Source organism: Duganella sp. CF458 (assembly GCF_900113115.1).
GTDB lineage: Bacteria > Pseudomonadota > Gammaproteobacteria > Burkholderiales > Burkholderiaceae_D > Rugamonas.
Genome location: NZ_FOOF01000029.1, coordinates 1 through 21,895, shown reverse-complemented (window position 1 = coordinate 21,895; position 21,895 = coordinate 1). Strand labels below are relative to the sequence as shown.

The following is a 21,895-nucleotide window of genomic DNA, read 5'->3' as shown; positions in this document are numbered from 1 at the left end:
GGCAACGTACGCCGGGACGCCGGCAACCAGCAGCATCCACTTACTTAACCGGAGCATATAAATGGACATCAAACTGAATTTCATCAACCGTTCCAACGATGCCAACAATTCGCAAATCGTTATCTTCCAAAAAAACGAGGCTGCGAACTTCGATGAGCTGTCAGTTGCATGGCACGTCATCAGGAATTGCGGCGTGTACGACAACCATCCCTTCACCTTCCCGATGGCGATGGAGGTCAGTGCCAGCGACAGCTGGGGCAATCACACGCCGCGCCTGCAGGCAGTGAACAGCGACCTGTTCCACGTTGCGCTGTCCAGCTCCGGCGATACGCTGTCCCGCATCGGCACCGGCAACAGCACCAAGGAGGTGCAGCTGCGCAATGACCTGCAGACGGGCGCAATCAATGCCGGGATCTACAAGAACGGCAAGCTGCTGGCGCTGAAGACGTCGATTGCGCCAGGCCAGAAGGCGGTGTTCGAGATCAAGCCGACCATCTGGATCGGCGTGGTATCCCAGGTCGAAGAAGGGCAACTGATGGCGTCGGCCATCATGTCTGACGTGAATACCGAACTGTCCCTGTTGAACATTGCCAGCGCCGACATCGTGCTGACCGGCGGCGGGCCAGGCCCGAATTCCACGCCATTCACGTTCACCCTGGAGAACGTCCGTACTGCCTGATAGTCTCGGCCGGCGGTGTGAGAAGCCCTGCAATGCAGGGCTCTTTTGTTTTGGGAGCGCTGGATGCGGCGGCCGGCTGCGCCAGCCAGCCATTCGTGATGGCCTGGTAGAGCAGGGCGCGCACGTTGGCGGCGCCCGCTTTGCGCAGCAGGTTGGCGCGGTGGGTGCGTGCGGTCTGGTCGCTGATGCCAAGGCTGCGCCCTACTTCCTTGTCGCCGAGGCCTTGCAGCAGCAGCCGGATGATTTCCATTTCACGCGCTGATACGGGTGGTTCGCTGGTGGTTGACGCGTTGATTTCCTGACTGCCGGAACCGAGCAGGAAATAGCGCGCCACGAGTTGCGTAGATTTGCGGACCTGGAATTTGGACAGGAGGTTTTCGCGATGCTTGCGTGCGGTCGAGAGCGAGATCGCCAATTCCGCGGCGACCTGACGGTCGGAGAAACCTTGCGCGATCAGGCCGAACACCGTTTGTTCACGTGCGGTCAGACGCATAGGGAATCTGGTGAAGTGTCGAGGCGGGGCGTGGTCGGCGATGCGCCCGGGCGCATTGCCGACGCGGCAAGCTAGGCGGGGCGACTGGCAAGCACCTGCCGCGCGAGCTTCCAGAGCGCTGACCGTGAGGCCAGGCCGTCGGCAGCCTGGTTGATGCGCTTGGTCAGCGCCAGGAACTGTGCATCGCCGTCAGGAGCGCTGCTCTTGTCGGCGAAGTCGTTCAAGCCGTGCGAGCTCCAGAACCAGGCGGCGGACAGCGCCGCTGCCGGCGGCGATAGCACCAGGTCAGGATTGGCCAGCGCATCGGTTTTCGTCGCCGCGGCGAACCGGGCATAGTTGTCGCGACCGGTCAGCTGTATCAACCCGCGGCCGCGATACTTCCAACCATCGCCGCTGGCTTCGTTGCCATTGCCCATGCGATCGGCGTAGATATAGTTGGCCAGTTTCTCGGGTTGATGACTGTAGGCGACGGCCTGTTCGTCGCTGGTGAAGCGGCGCCCGAATACCGCCCGCAAGCGTGGCGCGGAGTAGCTGAGGCCTTCTTCCAGGTGTTTCAGGCCGGCGGATTCGTGCAGCACTTGCGCCAGGAACGCCGACTGCCTGGCAGGGGTGGAGATATCGTGCGCCTGCATGCATTCGTTCAGCTGCGCGGTCCACAGGCCAGGACGCGGATCGGCATCCGAGGCAGCCAGCAGCGTGCGCAGTTGTTGCTCCGTGATCGGATTCATGATGTTTGCTCCAGGAGAGATGGTTGATCGCATCGGGCCGAACGCATTGAGCCCGTGCACAGGCCCAATGCTTCGGTCCAGCGGCTGGACCCGCCTTATTGCGCAGGCGCCGGTTGCTTGGCCGGTGCCGCTACCTTCGGCTGGATGGAGGTCTGCAAGATGTCGAGCACGCGCGCCAGGCCTTCGGGCATGCCGCTGTCTTCGGCCAGCACCTGGACGTGGTATTTCGCCGAGTTGTCCGAGCTGCGCGTGTTTTCCTTGTGGGTCGCGACCGAGCCCTCCAGGTGGACGTTGATGCTGACCGGGCCCCAGCCTGCCTTGATGTCGGCCGAAAATTTGCCCGACTTGTCTTCGCTTTCCTTGGAACTGAACGAGGACTTCACTTCCATGTCGAAGGTGATGTCGACCTTGGTGATTCCCAGGCTGGGAATCTTGACGATCGCCAGCAGCGGCACGTCGAGCGAGACCGCTTCTTCGATGGTCTTGCTGGCGTCGGCCGGGTCGGCCACTGGGCGGGTGAAGGCAAAGTGCGCCAGGCGGGTCGCGCCTACGCCATTCGCATCGCCATCGGCGGGCGGCAAGAAGCCGATGTACTTAATGAAGTTGGCGGTGGCGTTTGCCAGCTTCACCTGCGCGTCGCAGGCAGCGGACAGCGGACCGCCAATCAGGTCGCCCATTGGCAGGCCCTTGAATTGTGATGCCATCTCAATCAGTTCAGCCATTTTCTTACTCCTGTCAAATGAACCCTTGCGGGTACTGGATGCCACACGACTGGTGGCGCCATGTCGCGGTTGCGACATGGCTAGAGTAAGGCGGCGAAATTTGAATCACATGTCGGTTTCTGGCGCTGTTGCGCTGCGCCGGAAAGCGTTGCCGCACCATGCCAGAAAGCGTGTGCGCAGCGTACGCCGCACCGCCACTTGGCGGCGATGCACGTGTGCCAGTTCTGCTTGCATGTCCGGCTCCAGCCGCACCAGGTAGCGCGACCTGTTCGGCTTGATGCCATCCCGGGCGGCGTCAAAGACGATGCGGCCGGCGCCGGCATCGATCGCAATCCTGAGCACTAGCATTGGCGCCGGCCGAAGCAGCCGCCGCCACCAGGCGGGCGGTTGGGTGGTGAAAACGGTCTCCCGCCTGCGTTCCCAGCCAAACTGCCGCTCGGCGCAATAGCCGTTGATCGCCAGCTCCAGGCATTCCAGGTGCATTGCATAAGGCCGATGGAAGAGGGCCGCCGCGATGACGCGTTGGGCGGGGGCATCGGCCATCTGGTAGCGGAAGCCGGCCTGGCTTGCGCAGCGCTGTTCCTGCGTACCCGTTTCAGCCAAGGCCTGAAGCGAAGCATTGCCCGCGCGCTGCGCCCGCGCCAATGCATGCAGCAGGGAGTGCGCATCGTATTGCGCCGGCTTGCGCTCAGGCGGCATGTTCGTCGAGGAACAAGGGCTTGCGATCGAAGCCGATATGGTAGACCGCATACTGGAGAACGATCTGGTGTTCGCCGATGTTATACAGGCCGAAGCTCTTCTCCACATTGAGAATGTAGCCGCGCGGCGACGCTGCGACGCAGCGATTGACCAGGTCCATCGCCTGCTGCACCTCCGCTTCGGTGCGCATCGCTTGCGGATTGTCGTTGCCGACCACGATACGCTTGATGAAGCGGATATTGGAAAGCTGGAAGTTATTCGTGTTCAAGGCAGGCTCCCATCGTCCAGTGCATTACGCTGGTGTACGCGGGCTGACGGCGACCGGTCCCTGCGCCTTGACCACGTCGTCGACCAGGCGTGCCAGGCCCTCCGACTTTTCGGTGGCCACCAGCTTGAGTTTGATATGGGCCGCGTTGCCGGCTTTGTCGGCCAGGCCGCCGGAGCCGGGATTGACCATCAGGCCGGCTTTTCTTTCGGCCGGCGCGGCCCGTCCCAACTGGTCGATGATCCCTTCGTGCACCCCGTTGCGTTCGTGCTCTTCGAAAGCGCCGAGTTCGACATCGAGCTCGATTTCAGCTTCGCCGATCACCAGTGAACTGTGCGGCACCAGCGAAATGACCGGCACGCGGTACAGGTAGTGGGAATCGGGCGCTGCGCTGCTGTGAATCGCAGGCAGCTCCAGCTCAATGACCGTCGGCTGGTGCAGGTCGTTGAAGAAGGAGGCGATGTTTGCCAGTTGCGCTTTTTCCACCATGTGTTGTGCATTCATGACCGAGCCGGCAATCGCTCGCACCATGTCTTCAAGACTCGTCAAGATGGCCATAGAGTTTCCCCAGTGAGTGATTCGTTGACCCAGCATAGCGACGCCACGGTATGCCGGGCCTGACCGATTCTGGCGTCGTGCCAGCCGCGGTCAGGAAGCTGTCGCGCCGCGCAGCTAGCATGACCTTGGCGCGGTGCGCGTATCGAACAGGAGACTTGGATGAAGACCATCGTTTGTGTGCTGGCCTGCTGGCTGGCGATGAATAGCGTTCACGGCGCGGAGTCGGCAGCAGCGGATGCGTGTGCGGCCCGCCTGGCCGGTACGGTGCCGCCCGCGATGCAGGTAACGAGGTTGCGCGAGCCGGTGGAGCAGGCCATAGCGACGCTCGATAATGCGCAACTGGCCTTGCCCTCGCCATTACTCGCCAGCGGTACCATCAGCTATCTGGACATATCTCCCGCATTGTCCGAGCAGACCAGCCAGATCTGCGTGCTTGGATATTTCGAGTTGCACTTGGCGCGCGGCGGGGTGAGGAGCTTGCCGCTGGTGGTGGAAAGCGTGCGCACCTTGAATTCGACACCGCATGCCACACGCGTCTACTTCCGGGTCCCGCATGTGAACGACTTCAGCGATCCCGCCAAGCGCGAAAACCTGGACAACTGGTGGGAACGCGAGCATGGGCTGCAGCTGAAGATCGCCGCATTCGACCATTCGGCTGCGGGGCAGGACCGCCCTTACTTCGGCCGCGACCTGGCCATTGCGGTGTCATGCCGGGAGGCCAGCATTATCGGTGCCTGCATATTTGCGATCCTGTTTTACGTGGTGGCGGGCCTGGCCATCATGCGGCCGGCCAGCGGGCAGAAGCGGGCATGGAGCGGCGTCGGTCACCTGCTGCCCTGGAATATCGCCGGGGCCAATGGCCATGCCAGCCTGTCGCAGTTGCAGATGCTGGTGTTTACCCTGATCGTCGCCACACTGCTGTTCTACCAATGGATGCGAACCGGCCTGCTGCAGGAGATCTCCACCGACCTGTTGTACCTGATCGGCATCTCCACCGCCGGCACGGCAGCGACCCAGGTTGCGACGTCTATCCGCAAGGATCTCGATCCCGCCGTCTATCAGTACGTGCAGGAACTTGGTTGGTTCACCGCACCGCTTGCCAATGCCGGCAGCAAGGCCAGTGCGCGCGGTTTGCTGATGACGAACGGGCGCTTCGATATCTACAAGTTCCAGATGCTGGTCTTTTCCTGCGTCATCGCGGCCTATGTGATCGCCAGCGGCGCCAAGGAGTTGGGCAATATCCAGATTTCGGCCACCTTGCTGACCTTGATGGGAATGAGCCAGGGTGCGTATGTGGGCGGACGGGCCGCCGCCGACGCCCTGACTCCACTACAGGATCAGTTACGTGGCATGCAAAGCCTGCAGCTGCGCTACAAGGCCTGCCGCGACACTGAAGTCGGGGCGGAGCTGAGCCGGCGCTTCCGGCTGGCTGCCGGCCAGGCAGCGAGCTTGTTCAGCAATATGTTTGGGAGGGTGTTGCCGGACTATATGCTGGAGATGCCGCTCGACGCGGCCCTGGATGCGCCGCAAGAGCAGTGAACCCGCCAATGGAGAGAACCGCTGCAAGTCACAGTGGTTCCCTCCCTGCTTGGTTGCTGCGCCTATTGCCCCTGGACCGAAGTCGCCAGGCGATCGAGTGCGGTGCCGGTGAGGACGCTGGCGGCGGCCGTGGCCGACGTCAGGAGGGTAGCGGTCTGCTCCGCGTTGGCGCGCAGCTTCTTGCCGATATCCTCGAACAGGCCATGGGTGACCAACGCAATGTCTTCGCTGCTTTGGGCCTGGCGCAAATCAGCCATGCAGGTATCCAGCCTTTCGCAAGCCTCCTTCAGCGCGGCCCTGCGTTGCGCAGCCAGGTCGTGACTGAGCGAATCGTGCAGTTCCATCAGGTCCTGAATGGATGCGGTTTGCTGCGGCTTGAACAGGGCAAGCTGGCAATGCAGCAGCTGGTTGAAGGCGGCTGCCTGCATGGTTTTCCATTCCTCGCTCATGGCGAGGCTGGATTTGACCATTTGCGCAAGCTTGGCCTGGCCGGCGGGCCATTGGACGGCGAGTTCGCCCATGTTGGCGCTGCCTGCTTCGGCCAGTTGCTGGCACATGGCCAGTGCGAATTTGTTCAACGCCAGAAAATGCGGTAGTGGATGGGACATGGGAATTCCTTTCACGGTTGGGTAGGTGTGGCTGCCGATGAGTTGCGCGGTGCGCCAAGCCGGTCCAGCATGCCGATGATGGCGGCCATTTGCGTGGCGCCTTTGGCATAGAACGGCACGTGCCCGTCTTCGTTCGAGTAGCCCCAGAAATCCCAGCAGCCTTTGGGATTGGCCGGGATGCCATCCGAGGCCTGCGCCTGTGGATACAGGATGATCAGCTTGTTGGAGTCGGCAAATTGGTTGTAGCCCGTACCGTTGTAGAAGCGGTTCCCAATCCGTTGCACGCCTTGCTGGCAGCCATGGAAAGCCACGTGTACGGCGCAGGCTTTGGTCTGGCAATAGGCCGGGACGTAAGCGTAGCCGTTATCGTGCATGCTCGAGCGGCTGCCGTGGATGAACTCGCGCTGGTCGAAATCGATGATGGTGCCTGCCGCCGGGTTCTCCATATTGGCGGCTTTGCTGTCCGGCCCATACAGGTGCTTGAGCAAGACCTGCGACTGGATGAAGCCGCAGTTGTTGATGAACGGCGATTCGGTCTGCGCGCATGGCACATCTTCGTGCGACTTGGTGATGATGGCATGGCCGGCGTCGCTGGCCCTGTTGTAAAGGATTCGTTCCGGGGGCACGCCGGCCAGGCGATAGTATTTTTCCACCTCGTCGACCACCATCGTCTTGACCGTCTTGTCGCTGCTGCCGCTGAATGCGTACACGGCCTGGCCCGCAAGGTTGTCGACCGGATCGATCAAGCCTTGTTGGGCAAATTCCTGCGCGTGTTTCCAGGAGACCGCGGCATTTGCGGCCACCTTCGAGGTGGCAGGTGACATGCAGGCAGTAGTGGCATTCATCAGGAAGGACAGGTTGGGATAGGTGCCGGTGCAGTAATACGGGCCGGCAGCAATCACGCCGACGCCCTTGAAACGCGACGAATAGGCGGTGGCAAGCTGGGCAGCCATAAAGCCGCCGGAAGAGATGCCGGATACCGTTGTGCGGTCCAGGTCCGCGCCCAGGGACGGCAAGGGCGGCGAGGCCGCCAGCGCCGGAATCGAGAGGGTGCAGCTGCCGAAAGCGAGTACCAGACGAACATGAAGTTTCATGGTGGGCCCTTTCAAGAATTGGTTGGATGAGCATGCGCGAAGCCTGCCGATTCGAATATAGGTCGCCGGGCCAGGCTGCTTCGTGGCAGTTCCTGACCGGCGATCGCGATCGTCAAGGCAGGTACAGGTTGCCGGTGCGTGCAGCCGCTTCATACACACGCGGCAGGATGAAATGCTTCGCCTTCATCTTCGAACCGTTCATGCTGACGACGAATTGGTTGGTGGACGTGATGGGCAGCGCGCTCGCTACCTTGCGCTTGAGTGCGAGATCAAGTGCCAGCGCAGCTGCCACTTCACCTTGCTCATAAGGCGATGCGCCGATGGCCAGCATGCCTCCATCTTCCATGTAGAAGTAGTTGAAGGAGATGACCGGCAGCTTTGCATGCGTTTCGGTCCAAGCCACCACTTCACGGGGTGGCACCAGGTTGGCATCGGTGGCCGAGCGGCGCAGGCGCCGGTATCCGGAAACCAGCAGCACGTCGTTGGATGCGGCCAGTTCCAGCACGTTAGCCTGCCACTGCGGCCAGGTGTCGACCTGCCTGATGGCCGTGAGCTGCAGCGGGCTCCAATCAAAATGCCGCAACTGCTTGGCGTCGCCGTCCACGGTTTCGGATTGATCGCCCAGGAAGGCGAGGCGGATCGGTTGGCCCGTTTCCTTCAGGCTGGCGCTGCTGCCCAATGCCTCGCGCATGGCAAACAAGGGCAGTCGTTCCAGGATGCCGGTCACGTTATGGGCCACGTCATACCCATAGTCGCCGGTGGTGCCGTTGACGCCGGCGAACACGATCTTGATGCGGGGATTGTCACGGAAATAGCGTGCCGCGTATTGCTGGGCATCGTCGTCGATGGCAATCACCACATCCGGGTTGGCCGCTTCGATGACGTTACGCGCGGCGATGCCGGCGCTACGCTTGTAGTCAGCGAACGGATGACGCTTGGTGTCCATGTAATGCCAGCGCAACCTGTAACGGTAGCCGTCCTTGAGGATACGGTTCAAACCGACACTGATGTCCCTTGACCAGGCGTAATCGCGGTCATAACTGTGCAGGACAAGAATGCTCGGCTTGGTCAGGTTGTGCCAGGCGAACAGGAGCATGGCGCTGGCCATGAACAAGCCGACCATGGCATTCTCAGGCTTGAGATTCATAGCAGCCCCAGTAATCGCCAGTACGGAATCGAGGCGTACACGGCCAGCAGGCGCCCCAGGTTCATCAATGCGTTAAAGCGCAGGAACAGGGCCTCATCGTAAATCGGATGCCGGCGATTCATTTCTTGCAGCTGCAGGTAATAGCTGCACTGGTAGGGGAAAAACCATGCATCCGAAAACACCAGGATGATGTAGCCGATCAGCCACTCGTTGAGACCGACTGCACTGGCGAGCGGCATCAAGATGGTTGCCAGGATGACGGTCGTGGCATTGGCAGGGACGACCAGGCGGATCGCGTTGACCAGCGCAAACAGCAGCAACACGAACAGGCCGAAATCGCTGCGCATATTTGAATCCATCGGCGGCAGCATGGCGGCCAGCGTACGGTCCAGCCCCAGATGGTTGAACGCGGCGACAATGCCGGACACGCCGCTGAGGTACAACAGCAAGGTCCAGTCCACTTTCTCCTTCATCTCCTTCTTGTCTAGCATGCCGCACATGAGAAGGCCGAACAGCACGGCAAAGCCCAGCCAGGGTGGCTGCACCTTGTGGAGGGAACTGGTGACGACCCCGACCATCAGGAATGCGATGCCGGACAATGCGGCCCATTCCCGCTTGCTCAGTTTGCCCAGCAAAACACTTTGCTGCGCCACCCGTTCCTTGGGAACATGGGAAGATTCCTGGTTGCGGCACATCAGCACCGCTCCCAGCACGAAGATGAGCAGCATGCAGCCACCGGATACGGCTGCGCTAAGGGCCCAGGTCATCCACTGAAAGCGGTCCTGACCCTGCGGCGACAGCAGGCTGAACACGGCGAAGTTCAGTGATTTGCTGGTGATGAATACAGCGGAGAACAAAGTGGCGCCGTTGAAACAGGTAATCGCCAGCAGTGCGGCAGCGCGGCCATGCCGGTTCAGGTTGAGGCTTTCCACCATATCCGCATAAAACGGGGCCAACAAGGCAATGCGGCCATTTGCTGTAGGAATGATCGGTGTCAGCAGCAAGCCCGTCAGGAACAGGCCCACATTATGGTAAAGCTGGTGATTTGGTAAATGCCGCAACAGGAACAGCATGAAGCGATAGCCCAGGCCCGAGGTAAGCACGACGGCGCCCAGCGCGAGTGTGCTCAGCGCCATGAGAAAACCGTCGGACGCGAATCCGGACAGCACCACTGGAGCTGGAACCAGGCCGGTCAACATGGTTGCCAGCAGCGCGAACAGGGCCGGGACGTACTCATCGGCCAGGCTGCACATCCACATGGCGATCGTGACGGAAAAAATGGCCAGGAACATCGTGCCATTGGCAGGCAGCCCAAGCCTGGCGCCCATTTCGAATGTCAACAGAGGGAGCAGGGCGACCAGCAGCCATCCCAGGACAGCCCGGCGCGGAGAACTGTCGGCCGGATCGGGCGTGGGCGAGGCCGGCCGCACCAAGGGTTCGCCGGCCAAATGGCTGGCCAGCGACAGGAACAAGGCGGTCTTCAGGTGCGGATTCGCTTCCGCCAGATGGCGCATGGCATGGCGCGCGATGCTCACAACCGTGGCGGCGCTGGCGGCCACCGCGTCGGTCATATAGTGCGGCGCATCGGCTGCAGCGGCCTCTTCGCCAAAGCGACGGGAGGTCAGGCGGCACTCGCGGCCGCCGGGCGACACCAGGGTCACACTGCCGTCGATCAGCAGGTAAAGATGTTCAGCGTTGCTTCCCGCACGATAGATCGGTTCGCCTTCCCCGAACCGTTTCCAGCTCATGTGGGACAAGAGGCGGGCGAGGCTTTGAGGACTGCAACGGCAAATCACGTCGTCTGCCATGAGCGTGGCGATCATGCCGGCCTGCCCGGTCTGCGTATCCATGGCCGTCCCCTTGGCTACAGGTCGATGATGAGTGGCTCTCCAAATGAAAATCCGCGCACGCGCTCCGTATTCAAGGGCAGCCGGATCCCGGCGCGCGCCGTGAATTTTTGGCGCAGCCGCCGCACCAGCGTGTCGATGCGGTTCTGGTCGTAGCTGAGGTAGTCTTCACCAAATGCCTTCACGATCTGCTTGCGCGACACGGGCTCGCCTATTTCCACCAGGGCAAACATCTTGATGAAGATGAATTCGAGGCTGGTCAATGGGACGGATATTCCGGAAGGCGCCTGCAGGCGATGGTCGCGGATGCTGAGGCGCCAGCCCGGTGCTAGCTGACGGGCCAACTCGACAATGCACTGACGCAGTTCTTCCGTGCATGAGCTGGGATCGGCTTCGTCCAAGCCATATTGCAAATCTCGAGATTGCGCAGGCAATGCCTGGCTGATCGGGCCGCGCAACAATGCGGCGGGCGACTTTGCATTGCCCAGTTCGGACTGCAATTGACGACAATATGAAATCACGGCGCTGACATCAACAAGCTTATATCCTTCGTTCACGCAAATCGACGCCAGGTTATCTGCGATTCCAGTGGGCCGGCCTAACAAAAGTACATGTGTCATTGCTGCCTCTGAAGTGTGTTGCTGATGGGCTAATATTAGGGCAGCAGTAAGGTTGCTTTCTGACATTATCTGTCTTAACTTCTGTCAAAAGTTGTCAAGTTGCGAGCATAATGCAAGTATCGCCCCGAAGGGGCGAGTGGGGTGCTGGTGACGTGCGGGGGAGTGGGGCGGGACTTGCAGTGACGTGCTTCGTCGGGGCGTGTGCCGGTATTGCTACTTGTAGCCTTGGGCGGAGCGGTCTATTGCCCGATCTTGTTCAGCATTTCTTTCGCATTCCCGTTGTCGGGTGCCAATTCCAACGCGCGCGAGTAGGCGGTTCGTGCGCGCTCTTTGTTGCCAAGTTGCAAGTAAAGTTCGCCCATTGAATCGTGCAAATTCCCGTCCTGGGGGAATAAGGCGCTTGCGCGTCGCAAGATCGCGATGCCGGTCGACGCGCGGCCAGCTTCGGCATATTGATAGGCGAGCCGGTTCAGGCCGTCGCCAGTTTCCGGTTTGCCGCTTTGGGCAAGCAGGGTGTTGAAATGGGCTAGCGCGGACTCCTCGCCGGCGCGGCGAATTTCCGCTGCCAGCAGATCATGCAATGTGGGCTTCGGCTGCGCTACTGGCTGCCCATACAGCACGTCGGTGAAGTCGCGGCGCATGCTGTAAATCTCCGGGCCCTTGTTGCCATTGCCTTCATTGAGGAGGATGACGACCAGCTTGCCGTCTTCCGGATAGCGCGTGACCAGCGTACGGAAGCCGTTGCCGTTGCCGCCATGTTCGTGCACCAGGCGAGGCTTGCCTGCAATCGTGCGCGATCCTATCAGCCATCCATAGCCATAGCCGAGGTCGCCCCACACATCGTCCTTGACGTAGGCGGTAAACATCCGGCGTTTCGATTCCGGCTTGAGCAGCGCCGTGCCGGCCAGCGCCCGATCGAGCTTGAAGAAGTCGCCGGTCGTGCTGGCGACGCCGCCGCCGGCACCAATGTTGGGAATCCATAGCGGGTCTGCGGGACGGTACGCACCGAGCGAGCGCACATAGCCGGAAGCCTTGCGGGGAACGATGCGGTCCGGTGCATCGTACGCCGTGCGCTGCATGCCGAGCGGGCGCAAGATCATACTGTCGAGGGCTTCGCCGTATGTCTTGCCGGTTTGTTGTTCGATCACCCAGCCAAGCAGCGTGTAATTGGAGCTGCTGTAGTGGCCCTGGCTGCCCGGCTCGAACTCCAGTGGGCGGTTCATGATGGCGAGAAAGTCGGCCTTGGGTACTTTTTCACCCAGGCGGTTAGCCCAGAAGCCCGGGAAATTCGCGTAGTCGACAATGCCCGAAGTATGGTTCAGCAAATGGTGCAGCGTGACGCGGTTGCCGATCCCGGGGCCAAGTTCGGGAACGTATTTTCCAATCGGGTCGTCCAGCCGCAGCTTGCCTTGCTCGGCCAGTTGCATGACCAGGGTGGCAGTGAATTGCTTGGTCAGCGAGGCAACGCGGAAAGCGGTGTCCGTGGTATGTGGGATTTGCCATTCGCGATTGGCGAGGCCAAAGGCGCGATGGTAGACCACCTTGCCGTGGTCGGCGACCAGTACCGATCCATCCAGTTGGCCCAGGGCGTGATAACGCGTGGCGATGCGGTCAAGCTCGGCGGCGCGGTCGGCTTTGGCTGGCAGCGCGGTCAGCAGGAACAGGGTGATCAAGATTTTTCTCATTGGGCAACGATACCATACTGTCAACTAACATTGCTTTTGAATATTGGTCAGTCCAAAATTAAATGCGGTAAGTCCGATTGTTGTATTTTGGTCCGGCCAATTGACGCTTGATTGAATTGATTGCATCCTGTGCGCTCCTCAAACCAGAAAGTAAAAGGAGACAAGCGCATGAAAGTTACAAAGATGCTCTGTATGGCGGCCGCAGTGGCGGCAGCCACGTCTGCAGTTGCTGGACCGATTGGATATGGCGCCGCCACGACTGGCGGCGGAAGCAAGACACCGGTCAATGTGGCGACGCTGGCCGATGCGCAGGCGAAGATCAACGCCTACACCGATAATTCCGGCCTGGTGCTGAGGTACACCGGCAAGTTCGACTACAACACGATTACCGATGTGTGCGCGCAGTGGCAAAAGCCTGCGCAGACGCTGGAGATCAAGAACAAAAGCAATATCACCCTTATCGGCGCCGCCGATTCGAGCGCCAATTTCGGCATCCACATTGCCGGCAATGCGCACAATGTCATCGTGCAGAACATGATGATCGGCCTGTTGCAAGGCGGGGAGGCGGCCGATTCGATCTCGATCGAAGGCATGTCCTCCGGCCAGCCAAGCAATGTCTGGATCGACCACAACACCATCTTTGCTTCGCTGACTTCCTGTCCCGGCGCGGGCGATGCGTCGTTCGACGGCGGCATCGACATGAAGAAGGGCGCGCACCACATCACGGTGTCGTACAACCACGTGTACAACTACCAGAAGGTGGCGCTGAACGGCTACAGCGACAGCGACACGGCCAATGCGAATGCCCGCACCACCTACCACAACAACCGCTTCGAGCACGTCAAATCGCGCCTGCCATTGCAACGTTTCGGCATGACGCACATGTTCAACAATTACTTCAATGACGTACAAACCTCCGGCATCAATGTGCGCATGGATGGCATTTCGCTGATCGAGGCAAACTATTTCGAGAACGTGAAGAATCCAGTCACCTCGCGCGACAGCAAGCGCATCGGTTACTGGGAATTGCGCAATAACCATGTGGGCAGTGGCATTACCTGGGATACCCCGAGCGGCGCGGTCAATGCCACCAATTGGGGCAGCACCCAGTCGTACGGCGCGACCGGTTACTCCTACACCCCCATCGCGGGAGCCGATGTGAAGGCCAAGGCGATTGCCACGGCGGGCGCGCGAACCAACCTGGCCCAGTAATCGAGGCGCCGCCGCCCGTCGCGGCGGCGTTTATTGCAAAGATGAGTCCAAATGTTGACATGCTGCATACAACCATTTTTGCTTTTGGGATGGAATCAGTTATTCTTCAAGTTATCCATTAGATTTAATCCGGAGCATCTGAAGAATGATTACAAAAGAAGAGCGGGTGGTGTACGGCACCGAAGACCTGCTGACCACGCTGTGCTCGTCGGTCACCCGCGTGCTGAACGTGGCGTCGCAAAGCCGGATTACTTACTCGGCCATGGTGCAGCGCATCACCAAGGTCGGCCTGAAACCTGACATCGGCTGCTTCGTGTTGTTCGACGGCGGCTTTACCGGTCTGGTCGTGCTGAACTTCTCGGCCGAGGCGGCGATGGAGATTTATGAGCGCTACATGCTCAGCATGGGCATGCCGAAGTCGGAACTGGCCAGCTCCTTCACCTCCGACGAAGTGGCGAACATCATGGGCGAGCTGATGAACCAGATCGTGGGCGACTTCACCGGCAAGGTGCGCGGCGAGCTGCATACCAATATCACCCAGAACCAGCCGAAGATGCTGGTGCTGAACAAGCAGGTAACGCTGAGCGTGGATACTCCGCTTGACCGTCCGGAAATGCGCCGCGTCTCCTTCTTCACCGAGCGTAACAACATCTTTTACCTCGAGCTGGCGATCGATCGCACCGAGTTTATTAAATTGCATGATTTCGAGGCAACCGAAGTCGAAGACCCCGATGCGCTGCTGGAGCGGGAACAGGCCGCCCATAAGGCTGCTACGGCACCGGCGCCAGCCATCTCCTCGGACGATGCCGACGAACTTTTGAAGTCGCTCGGAATGTGATCTAAAATAGGCTTTGCAAAAGCCAAGACGGCAGTTATAATATTGCCTCTTTTCCCTGATAGCTCAGTCGGTAGAGCGACGGACTGTTAATCCGCAGGTCCCTGGTTCGAGTCCAGGTCGGGGAGCCAGAATGACTAAAAAGCCCAGCCTTCACCGGTTGGGCTTTTTGCTTTGGGAGGTGCGCAATGGAAAACAACGATCAACGATATTTGGTTCAACAAAACAAAATCAGTGAACCCGGCAAGCCGCCGGTCTTCGCGCGCGTCATGCGCAGCAAGGAGGGCGTCTTCGAAGGCGTCTCCTTCATCAAGAACAAGGAGAAGGCCTCGGTCCTGACCCTGGCCCAGGCGCAGGAGGCGGTGGCATGGGCTGCAAAGAAGAAGTCGGGAGCCCAGGAGTACGCCACCAAGATCATCTGCGTCGGACAATAAGCGCCTGCGGGTCGGCCTGCGACGGCGATGCGGAAAAGCAGTAAAATGTCGCTACTGAAAAGCCCAGCCATTCGGTTGGGCTTTTTGCTTTGCGCGGGAGAAATGACATGGCAAAAAAGAAAGAAGAACTCGATCCTGAAACCCTGGAGCTGATCCATTGGTGCATCGAGGTGGAAGGTTTCCTGGTCAAGGGCGGTGCGACGGTAGAGCAGGCCCAGGATCATATCGAAGAGCAGATTGAATGGTTCACGGACCTGTTCTATGACGGCCTGACGCCGGAAGAGGCGGCAAAGGAAGCGCTGGCTTGATTGCTTCACCCTGCCGCCGGGGCACCTAGCCCACGTGGTAGACCATGGACGCGCCGCCCACCGGCGTGCCCTGTTCATTCAGTTGGGCCACATTGACCTGGTACTGGCTTCCTTCGGCGGACGCTGGAGGAATGCTGGTTTGCAGCGCCAGTGGGTACATCATGGCCGGGTCTTTCTCCATGGTGACCTTGACCACCGACTGCCGGATCTCGACGTAGCGTTTGCCGTTGCGCAGCACCACATCCCCACCTTCCACCGACACATTGCCAAGCGTGCGATGCGGCAGGCAATCGAAATGCGAGCCTTTCGCCAGCGTCAAGATGCCGCAGCAGCATGCGAAGCGGGTCTTGACGCGGGTGTCCTGCAGGAAGACCAGGCCGCAATCCTTGTTCATGTCTTCATCACCGTGGGTCTGGCCGGGTACCGGGTCGACCTGGTTGTCGAAATCGATGGCGGGGAAGGCGGAGCCATCTTCATCCAGCGACAATCTCAGCGGCATGGTTTCCGGCAGGTGGCTGCGGTCGATCACCAGCGTCATGCGCGCTTCGCGGTTATAGCGGCTGCCGGCCACGAAGGGGAAGGCGGCGCCGGCGCCGGCCAGCACGTCGATCACCGACAGGTTGCGCTGCGCGAGGTTGTTGCGGCGGGCGCTGATCGGGTCGCCGGTCAATGGCGCCGTGGCGAAGGCGTAGTCGTTGTCGGAGTTGACGACGGCCAGCAGGCAAGGGTGCCATGGATGGTTCTCCTGCCAGCCGTACAGGTCTTCCGTCTGCGCCGCTTCGATGCGGAACTTGGCCATGACCGTGCCGCCGGCCGGCACACTGGCAAAGTTGGTGGTGATGCCGGTCGGGCTGACGTGCATGCCGTCGACCTGGGTCCAGTCGGGCGGGTAGACGAACTGCAGACCGACGTACGGCGTGATGCGGGTGCTGACCGAGACATTGCGCGCGTCGCGTGCGCCGTTGTTGGTGACGCGCACGTAGATGTAGTTGGCCTGTCCGCGCTCCACGTTCTTCGATTGCAGCGGGTCGCTCGGCACGAAGACATTGTCGTCGTTGATGCGCACCACGATGTCGGAGAAGTCCCAGAAATTACCGCCGGTGAAAGGCTCGCTGCCGCTGTCGGCCGGGGCGTCCTTGATCATCACGTCCGCTTCATCGAGCGCGCGGAAGACGTTGATGCGGCCATAGCCCATCTCCTGGTTCCAGGTGCCGTTGGACTTGCCGGCAGTTTCCGCATAGGCCACGGCGCCGACTTTCTGCGCGGTGCGCTCGATATGGGCGCGCACTTGCACGTTGTCCAGCATCGGGTAGACGCTGCGGATCAGGGCTGCCAGGCCTGCCACGTGGGGCGTGGCGGAGGAGGTGCCGTTGAACACCAGGTCATAGTCGGTGGCGTTGTAGCCCGCAGCGCCTTGGCGGTCGGTGGTCGGGATGTGCACGCCGGGAGATACCACCGAGATCTGCGGGCCGAAGTTGGAGCCCCATGGTTCGCCATCCGGGCTGCCCGGCGTCTTGCGGTTGTCGACTTCGTCCGAGGCGCCGACGGCGATCACCAGCGGGTTGGTGGCGGGGTAGGTGATCGGCCCGTTGTAATTGTGGGTGGCGACGCACATCACCAGGTCGTTGTTGAAGGCGCTCTGGATGGCGGGGTCGATGATGGCCGGGCTCCAGCCGTTCCAGCCGAAGCTCATGCTGATGATACTGGCGCCGTTGGCGGAAGCGTAGTTGATGCCGGCTGCCACTTCGACGTCGGTCCAGGCATCGAACGCAACCGGCAGGATGCGCGCATCGCCTGCCACGCCGGTGACGCCGGTGCCGTTGTTATAGGTGGCCGCCACGATGCCGGCGCAGGCGGTGCCGTGGTTGCCGGTGGGCGAGCCGTCGCCGCTCATGGTGCCGAGGTTGATGCCGGGCGCGGCAAAGCGCAGGTCCGGGTGGGTCAGGTCGCAGCCTTCATCGAGCACGCAGACCACGGTGGTGGCGGCGCCGGTGGTGATGTCCCAGCCGGTGGTGCCCGGACCGCCTGCTTGAATGCGGGTCATGTCCCACTGCTGCGGGAACAAGGTGTCGTTGGGCGCGATCGACGTGGGCGTCAGCAGCGGCATGGTCTCGAACTGGAAGTCCGAGATCGGCGCATTGGGAATCTGGCGCAACCGTTCGCGCAGCTGGTAGGCGTTGATCTCCTTGACGTTGCTGATCTGTAGATAGTGGTGGCCGTTCAGGTAGCGCGATTTCTCCGCGACCTCCTGGATCGCCGGTTCGGCTGCGCCTTTGGCGCCCAGGCCTTCCGGCAGCTTGAAGCCGGTATCGCGCTGGCGCAGCTTGACCAGGGCCACATGGGGCAGGGGCGACATCAGGGCGCGACGACCGCGCTGGCCAGCCTGGCGGTAGACCGGACCGATCCAGTCGATCCCCAGCTGGGCGCCGGCTTCCTCGATCTTGGCGAGACGGCCGTCATCGAGCGGGCGACGCGATTGCACGAAGTAGCGGGTCTTGGTGTGATTGACGCGTTCACCCGGCACCATGCCTTCATCCGCCTCATCCTCCAGGAACAGGTCCACACTGTGCAGGAATTGTTCGACAGCGTTGCGCTCCTTGGGCTGCTTGAGCGCGATGAGCAGGCGGGTGGTGTCGAGTGCCAGCGAAGCGCCCGAGGCGTGGCTCATTTCTTGCGGAAAGTTCTTCATCGATGTCTCCTAGCGGGTTCGGAAATCCCCTTTTGGCGCGGGGATCAAGCCAGTCTAGGAGGCCTGTTTGGCGCGGGTTTGACCTAGGTCTATGATGCGGCGAATATCCAGCGGGGTGAGGCGCAGAAAAAATTCCGATAGCACACCGGCACATACGTAATAGTGCTTCAATCTTATAGTGGGTATATAATGCGCGCTATTTTGCGGCGACAGACCGCAACCTGTGGGGAGAATAGGGGACATCCATCAAACCGCCCACAAGGAAAGAACATGATGAAGTTGTCCAAGATGCACGTGCTGGTAAGCCTTGCCACTGTGCAGATGGCCGCCATGGCCCAGGAAGCAGCCCAGGCCCCAGCCGGCCAAATGGAAGTAGTGACCGTCACCGCACAGCGCCGCGCCGAGAATATCCGCGACGTGCCGGTGTCCGTGTCCTCGATCAAGGCCGAGAAGCTGGACATTTTGCTGTCCGGCGGCCAGGACATCCGCGTCCTGGCAGGCAAGACGCCTTCGCTGAACGTCGAATCGTCGACCGGCCGTGTATTCCCGCGCTTCTATATCCGCGGCTACGGTAACGCCGACTTCGCCGTGTTCGCCTCGCAGCCGGTTTCGCTGATCTATGACGACGTGGTGCAGGAAAACCCGATCCTGAAGGGTTACCCGATGTTCGACCTGGCCAACGTGGAAGTGCTGCGCGGCCCGCAAGGTACCCTGTTCGGCCGTAACACCCCGGCCGGCGTGGTCAAGTTCGAATCGGCCAAGCCAAGCCTGCGCGGCGTGGATGGCTTCTACAACGTTTCCTACGCAAGCGATGCCACCGTCAACGTGGAAGCAGCCGCCAACGTGCCGCTGTCGAAAGAGTGGGCCCTGCGCGTATCGACCCTGCGCCAGCACCGCGACGACTTCGTCGACAACACCTTCACCGGCGAGAAAGACGCGCTGGAAGGCTACAACGAACACGCCGAACGCGTGCAGGTGCTGTACCAGCCGAACGGCGTGTTCAACGCCCTGTTCAACGTGCACCAGCGCCAGACCACCGGCAGCTCGCGCCTGTTCCGCGCCAACATCATCAAGAAGGGCTCCAACACCTTCGCAGACGGCTTTGATCCTGAAAAGATCGCCATCAACGGCCGTGAAGACCAGGAACTGAAGACCCAGGGCGCCAATGTGCGCATGAGCTGGGACCTGGGCGCGCACAAGCTGTACTCGATCACCGGTTACGAGACCGTGGCCCGCTACAACTCGCGCGGCGACATCGACGGCGGCAATCCAGGCAACGCGCCAGCCGTGCCGTTCCAGGTTGCCACCGGCGCCTTCGTCCCGGACATCAAGCAATACTCGCAGGAGTTGCGCGTGGAGTCCAAGTACACCGGCCCGATGAACTGGCAGGCAGGCGTGTACTACTTTGACGAGAAGGCGGTGGCAGGCCAGGACAACTTCAACGTTACCGGCGACCGCACCTCGCGCGTGAAATCGCAGCAGAAGAACGAAGCCTGGGCGATGTTCGGTTCCGTGAACTACGCCGTGACCGACGCATTCACCGTGCGCGGCGGCCTGCGCTACACCGAAGACAAGAAAGATTTCGACACCCTGGAAACCACCGGCACCGTGCTGGTCGGTCCTAAGTCGGTGTCCGAGTCCAAGGACAAGTTCAACTGGGACCTGAGCGGCACCTATAAGCTGAACAGCGATGTCAGTGTGTACGCCCGTTACGCGACCGGCTTCCGCGCGCCATCGATCGCCGCTGCGTCGACCTCGGTGCCTATTACCGTGGCCGACGCCGAAACCATCACGTCGATCGAAGCCGGCGTGAAGGCCGACCTGTGGAACCGCCGCGCACGCGCTTCCCTGAGTGTGTACGACTACGACGTGAAGAACCAGCAGTTGACCGTAGTTGGCGGCAACTCCAATGTCACCAAGCTGATTAACGCTGCCAAGACCAAGGGCCGCGGTATCGAAGGCGAGATCGAAGGCTTCATCACCAACGACTTCAAGATGTCCGCCAGCGCATCGTACAACTTCACCGAGATCCGCGATCCATCGCTGTCCGTGAACAAGTGCGCGCAGTGCACCATCCTGGACCCGGTCAATGCGTCCGGCCGCGTGGTCATCGACGGCAACGCGCTGCCACAGGCTCCGAAGTGGATCATCAACCTGAACGCCCGCTACAACTACCCGCTGGCGGAAGGCAACCTGTTCGTGGTGACCGACTGGTCCTACCGTTCGAAGGTGAACTTCTTCCTGTACGAAGCGGTTGAATTCACCGGCGCTCCGCTGACCGAAGGCGGCCTGCGCGTAGGCTACAACTGGGCCGGCGGCAAGTACGAAGTCGCAGCCTTCGCACGCAACATCACCGACCAGCGCCGCATCACCGGCGCCATCGACTTCAACAACCTGACCGGCTTCGTCAACGAGCCACGTCAGTTTGGCGTGCAGTTCAAAGGTTCGTTCTAAACTTTTTGGGACTGGCGCTTGCCAGTCCTGAAAATGGCCGATATAATGCGGCCTCTTTTCCCTGATAGCTCAGTCGGTAGAGCGACGGACTGTTAATCCGCAGGTCCCTGGTTCGAGTCCAGGTCGGGGAGCCAGAATATAGAAAAGCCCAGCCTTAACCGGTTGGGCTTTTTTCATTCCGGCGCTCTGGGCGCCGTTTAGTGGCCGTAGCTGACTACCCGTGCCAGCTTCCAGCCATCTGCGGTGCGTTTCCAGATTTGCAGGAATTTGAAGGTGCCGCAGTCGTTCTTACCGTTTTCGATGTGGCAGAAAGTGTGCTCGCCGGTTTGGATGGCGCCGTAGTTCTTTACCGGGTAGACCTCCATGCTGCCGGAGACCAGCTCCCGCTTCAGCTGCAGGTTGCGGGCGAACAGCTTGCGGGTGGCTTCATGGTTTTGCTCGTAGTTTTGCAAGCCGCCCATGTCATGAAAGAACTCGAGGTCGGTAGAGAATACAGCTTTGACTCCTTCGGCATCCTGGCGGTTGAAGGCGTCAAACAAGACCTTATCCATCGCTGCAATTTCCTTGTACAGGGGCGTTTGCTCTTGCGCGTGCGCTGGAATGGACAGGCTCGAAACAAGAAGTGCGAGAAGTAGGGATTTCATTACTTTCCTTTTTTGGGGAACGTGAGAACTTAATTCTCTTCAAGGCATTGTGCTTACGCCACTGCGATGCGACGAATGGTTGTTTTGAAAGGAGTAATGGTCAGCAAACCCAGTTCAATCGTCTGGCCGGCGATTATTTCCCGGCCTGGATCGGATTGAGTTGCGTCAACCGAACTGTTAGTCCGCAGGTCCCTGGTTCGAGTCCAGGTCGGTGAGCCAGAACATAGAAAAGCCCAGCCTTCACCGGTTGGGTTTTTTGCTTTTCAGGGCCGGATTATTTGCGCATAGTGGTCCGTGGTGAGGCGCTTGGCAAATTGGGATGGGGTAGGCCATGGGACCGGGTGTCGCGTCGGGCCCTCCGGTTGCAGAAAATAGCGGCTCAGGCGACTGATATTGCAGTCCATCGCACGATATGGGGGGGCGTAACCGGATCGCCGGTAGACTCCGTTCCATTGACATAAACTCAACATGATGGAGAGAACATGCGCTTTCGCTTACTTGCCGCCGCTGCGGCCCTGATCTTGACCACTGCAATCCCCGCTAGCAGGCTGCTGAAATACCCATGATTCGTGCTGGCCGGTAATGCCTGTTCGTTACCGCCAGACGCCTTCTTTCCACATCACGGGATTCTTGAG

Annotated in this window: 21 protein-coding genes and 2 tRNA genes; 9 read left to right on the top strand and 14 right to left on the bottom strand. The window is 60.5% G+C overall.

Annotated features, from left to right (window positions below):
• Nucleotides 1-61 precede the first annotated feature (61 nt).
• Nucleotides 62-679 (top strand): hypothetical protein, encoded by a 618-nt coding sequence (locus tag BM269_RS28250; RefSeq protein WP_090445749.1) that lies wholly within the window; start codon nucleotides 62-64, stop codon nucleotides 677-679.
• Here BM269_RS28250 and BM269_RS28245 read toward each other — a convergent pair.
• The 6 genes from BM269_RS28245 to BM269_RS28220 all read right to left on the bottom strand — a co-directional run bounded on the left by BM269_RS28245 (nucleotide 651) and on the right by BM269_RS28220 (nucleotide 4,144).
• Nucleotides 651-1,172 carry a response regulator transcription factor gene (locus tag BM269_RS28245; protein ID WP_090445746.1) on the bottom strand — a complete coding sequence of 174 codons (522 nt, stop codon included), beginning with the start codon at nucleotides 1,170-1,172 and terminating at the stop codon, nucleotides 651-653. The two genes, BM269_RS28250 and BM269_RS28245, sit on opposite strands and share 29 nt — an antisense overlap.
• 71 nt (nucleotides 1,173-1,243) lie before the next feature.
• Nucleotides 1,244-1,900 carry a glycoside hydrolase family 19 protein gene (locus BM269_RS28240; protein ID WP_090445743.1) on the bottom strand — a complete coding sequence of 219 codons (657 nt, stop codon included), beginning with the start codon at nucleotides 1,898-1,900 and terminating at the stop codon, nucleotides 1,244-1,246.
• 95 nt (nucleotides 1,901-1,995) lie between these two features.
• Nucleotides 1,996-2,622, bottom strand: a complete 627-nt coding sequence (locus BM269_RS28235) for a DUF2589 domain-containing protein (protein ID WP_090445740.1) — start codon at nucleotides 2,620-2,622, stop codon at nucleotides 1,996-1,998.
• A 105-nt stretch (nucleotides 2,623-2,727) separates the two neighbouring features.
• On the bottom strand, nucleotides 2,728-3,321 hold the full coding sequence (locus BM269_RS28230; protein WP_090445737.1) for a hypothetical protein: 594 nt from the start codon (nucleotides 3,319-3,321) through the stop codon (nucleotides 2,728-2,730).
• Complete coding sequence (locus BM269_RS28225; protein WP_090445734.1) at nucleotides 3,311-3,589, bottom strand: hypothetical protein; 279 nt, start codon at nucleotides 3,587-3,589, stop codon at nucleotides 3,311-3,313. Before BM269_RS28225 ends, BM269_RS28230 begins: the two co-directional genes overlap by 11 nt.
• A gap of 24 nt (nucleotides 3,590-3,613) precedes the next feature.
• Nucleotides 3,614-4,144, bottom strand: coding sequence for a DUF2589 domain-containing protein (locus BM269_RS28220; protein ID WP_090445731.1), 531 nt, complete (start codon nucleotides 4,142-4,144; stop codon nucleotides 3,614-3,616).
• Between the two features lie 159 nt (nucleotides 4,145-4,303).
• On the opposite strand from BM269_RS28220, the gene BM269_RS28215 reads away from it, so the two are divergent.
• Complete coding sequence (locus BM269_RS28215) at nucleotides 4,304-5,683, top strand: hypothetical protein (RefSeq protein ID WP_090445727.1); 1,380 nt, start codon at nucleotides 4,304-4,306, stop codon at nucleotides 5,681-5,683.
• Between the two features lie 62 nt (nucleotides 5,684-5,745).
• On the opposite strand, the gene BM269_RS28210 is transcribed toward BM269_RS28215, so the two are convergent.
• From BM269_RS28210 to BM269_RS28185, 6 genes are all read right to left on the bottom strand, one after another.
• Nucleotides 5,746-6,291, bottom strand: coding sequence for a hypothetical protein (locus tag BM269_RS28210; RefSeq protein ID WP_090445724.1), 546 nt, complete (start codon nucleotides 6,289-6,291; stop codon nucleotides 5,746-5,748).
• A gap of 11 nt (nucleotides 6,292-6,302) precedes the next feature.
• Nucleotides 6,303-7,385: an extracellular catalytic domain type 2 short-chain-length polyhydroxyalkanoate depolymerase gene (locus BM269_RS28205; protein WP_170860510.1), complete on the bottom strand. Its 1,083-nt coding sequence runs from the start codon at nucleotides 7,383-7,385 to the stop codon at nucleotides 6,303-6,305.
• Between the two features lie 112 nt (nucleotides 7,386-7,497).
• Nucleotides 7,498-8,532: an ABC transporter substrate-binding protein gene (locus BM269_RS28200; RefSeq protein ID WP_090445718.1), complete on the bottom strand. Its 1,035-nt coding sequence runs from the start codon at nucleotides 8,530-8,532 to the stop codon at nucleotides 7,498-7,500.
• Complete coding sequence (locus BM269_RS28195; RefSeq protein WP_090445715.1) at nucleotides 8,529-10,382, bottom strand: SLC13 family permease; 1,854 nt, start codon at nucleotides 10,380-10,382, stop codon at nucleotides 8,529-8,531. Before BM269_RS28195 ends, BM269_RS28200 begins: the two co-directional genes overlap by 4 nt.
• A 14-nt stretch (nucleotides 10,383-10,396) precedes the next feature.
• Nucleotides 10,397-10,999, bottom strand: a complete 603-nt coding sequence (locus tag BM269_RS28190) for a helix-turn-helix domain-containing protein (protein ID WP_170860509.1) — start codon at nucleotides 10,997-10,999, stop codon at nucleotides 10,397-10,399.
• A 239-nt stretch (nucleotides 11,000-11,238) separates the two neighbouring features.
• Nucleotides 11,239-12,672 (bottom strand): serine hydrolase, encoded by a 1,434-nt coding sequence (locus BM269_RS28185; RefSeq protein ID WP_170860508.1) that lies wholly within the window; start codon nucleotides 12,670-12,672, stop codon nucleotides 11,239-11,241.
• Nucleotides 12,673-12,852: 180 nt separating this feature from the next.
• On the opposite strand from BM269_RS28185, the gene BM269_RS28180 reads away from it, so the two are divergent.
• The 5 genes from BM269_RS28180 to BM269_RS28160 all read left to right on the top strand — a co-directional run bounded on the left by BM269_RS28180 (nucleotide 12,853) and on the right by BM269_RS28160 (nucleotide 15,473).
• Nucleotides 12,853-13,896 (top strand): pectate lyase family protein, encoded by a 1,044-nt coding sequence (locus BM269_RS28180; RefSeq protein ID WP_090445704.1) that lies wholly within the window; start codon nucleotides 12,853-12,855, stop codon nucleotides 13,894-13,896.
• Between the two features lie 145 nt (nucleotides 13,897-14,041).
• Nucleotides 14,042-14,734 carry a DUF3334 family protein gene (locus BM269_RS28175; protein WP_090445701.1) on the top strand — a complete coding sequence of 231 codons (693 nt, stop codon included), beginning with the start codon at nucleotides 14,042-14,044 and terminating at the stop codon, nucleotides 14,732-14,734.
• A 52-nt stretch (nucleotides 14,735-14,786) separates the two neighbouring features.
• Nucleotides 14,787-14,862: transfer RNA gene (locus BM269_RS28170), tRNA-Asn, on the top strand.
• Between the two features lie 57 nt (nucleotides 14,863-14,919).
• Nucleotides 14,920-15,165, top strand: a complete 246-nt coding sequence (locus BM269_RS28165) for a hypothetical protein (protein WP_090445698.1) — start codon at nucleotides 14,920-14,922, stop codon at nucleotides 15,163-15,165.
• Between the two features lie 107 nt (nucleotides 15,166-15,272).
• Complete coding sequence (locus BM269_RS28160; RefSeq protein ID WP_090445695.1) at nucleotides 15,273-15,473, top strand: hypothetical protein; 201 nt, start codon at nucleotides 15,273-15,275, stop codon at nucleotides 15,471-15,473.
• A 25-nt stretch (nucleotides 15,474-15,498) separates the two neighbouring features.
• On the opposite strand, the gene BM269_RS28155 is transcribed toward BM269_RS28160, so the two are convergent.
• Nucleotides 15,499-18,162, bottom strand: a complete 2,664-nt coding sequence (locus tag BM269_RS28155; RefSeq protein ID WP_090445643.1) for a S8 family serine peptidase — start codon at nucleotides 18,160-18,162, stop codon at nucleotides 15,499-15,501.
• A gap of 270 nt (nucleotides 18,163-18,432) precedes the next feature.
• On the opposite strand from BM269_RS28155, the gene BM269_RS28150 reads away from it, so the two are divergent.
• Both BM269_RS28150 and BM269_RS28145 read left to right on the top strand, forming a co-directional pair.
• The gene (locus tag BM269_RS28150; RefSeq protein ID WP_090445640.1) at nucleotides 18,433-20,616 is read left to right on the top strand and encodes a TonB-dependent receptor; all 2,184 of its coding nucleotides are present in this window, start codon (nucleotides 18,433-18,435) and stop codon (nucleotides 20,614-20,616) included.
• Between the two features lie 58 nt (nucleotides 20,617-20,674).
• Nucleotides 20,675-20,750: transfer RNA gene (locus BM269_RS28145), tRNA-Asn, on the top strand.
• Nucleotides 20,751-20,813: 63 nt separating this feature from the next.
• On the opposite strand, the gene BM269_RS28140 is transcribed toward BM269_RS28145, so the two are convergent.
• Complete coding sequence (locus BM269_RS28140) at nucleotides 20,814-21,260, bottom strand: nuclear transport factor 2 family protein (protein ID WP_090445637.1); 447 nt, start codon at nucleotides 21,258-21,260, stop codon at nucleotides 20,814-20,816.
• Nucleotides 21,261-21,895: the final 635 nt, after the last annotated feature.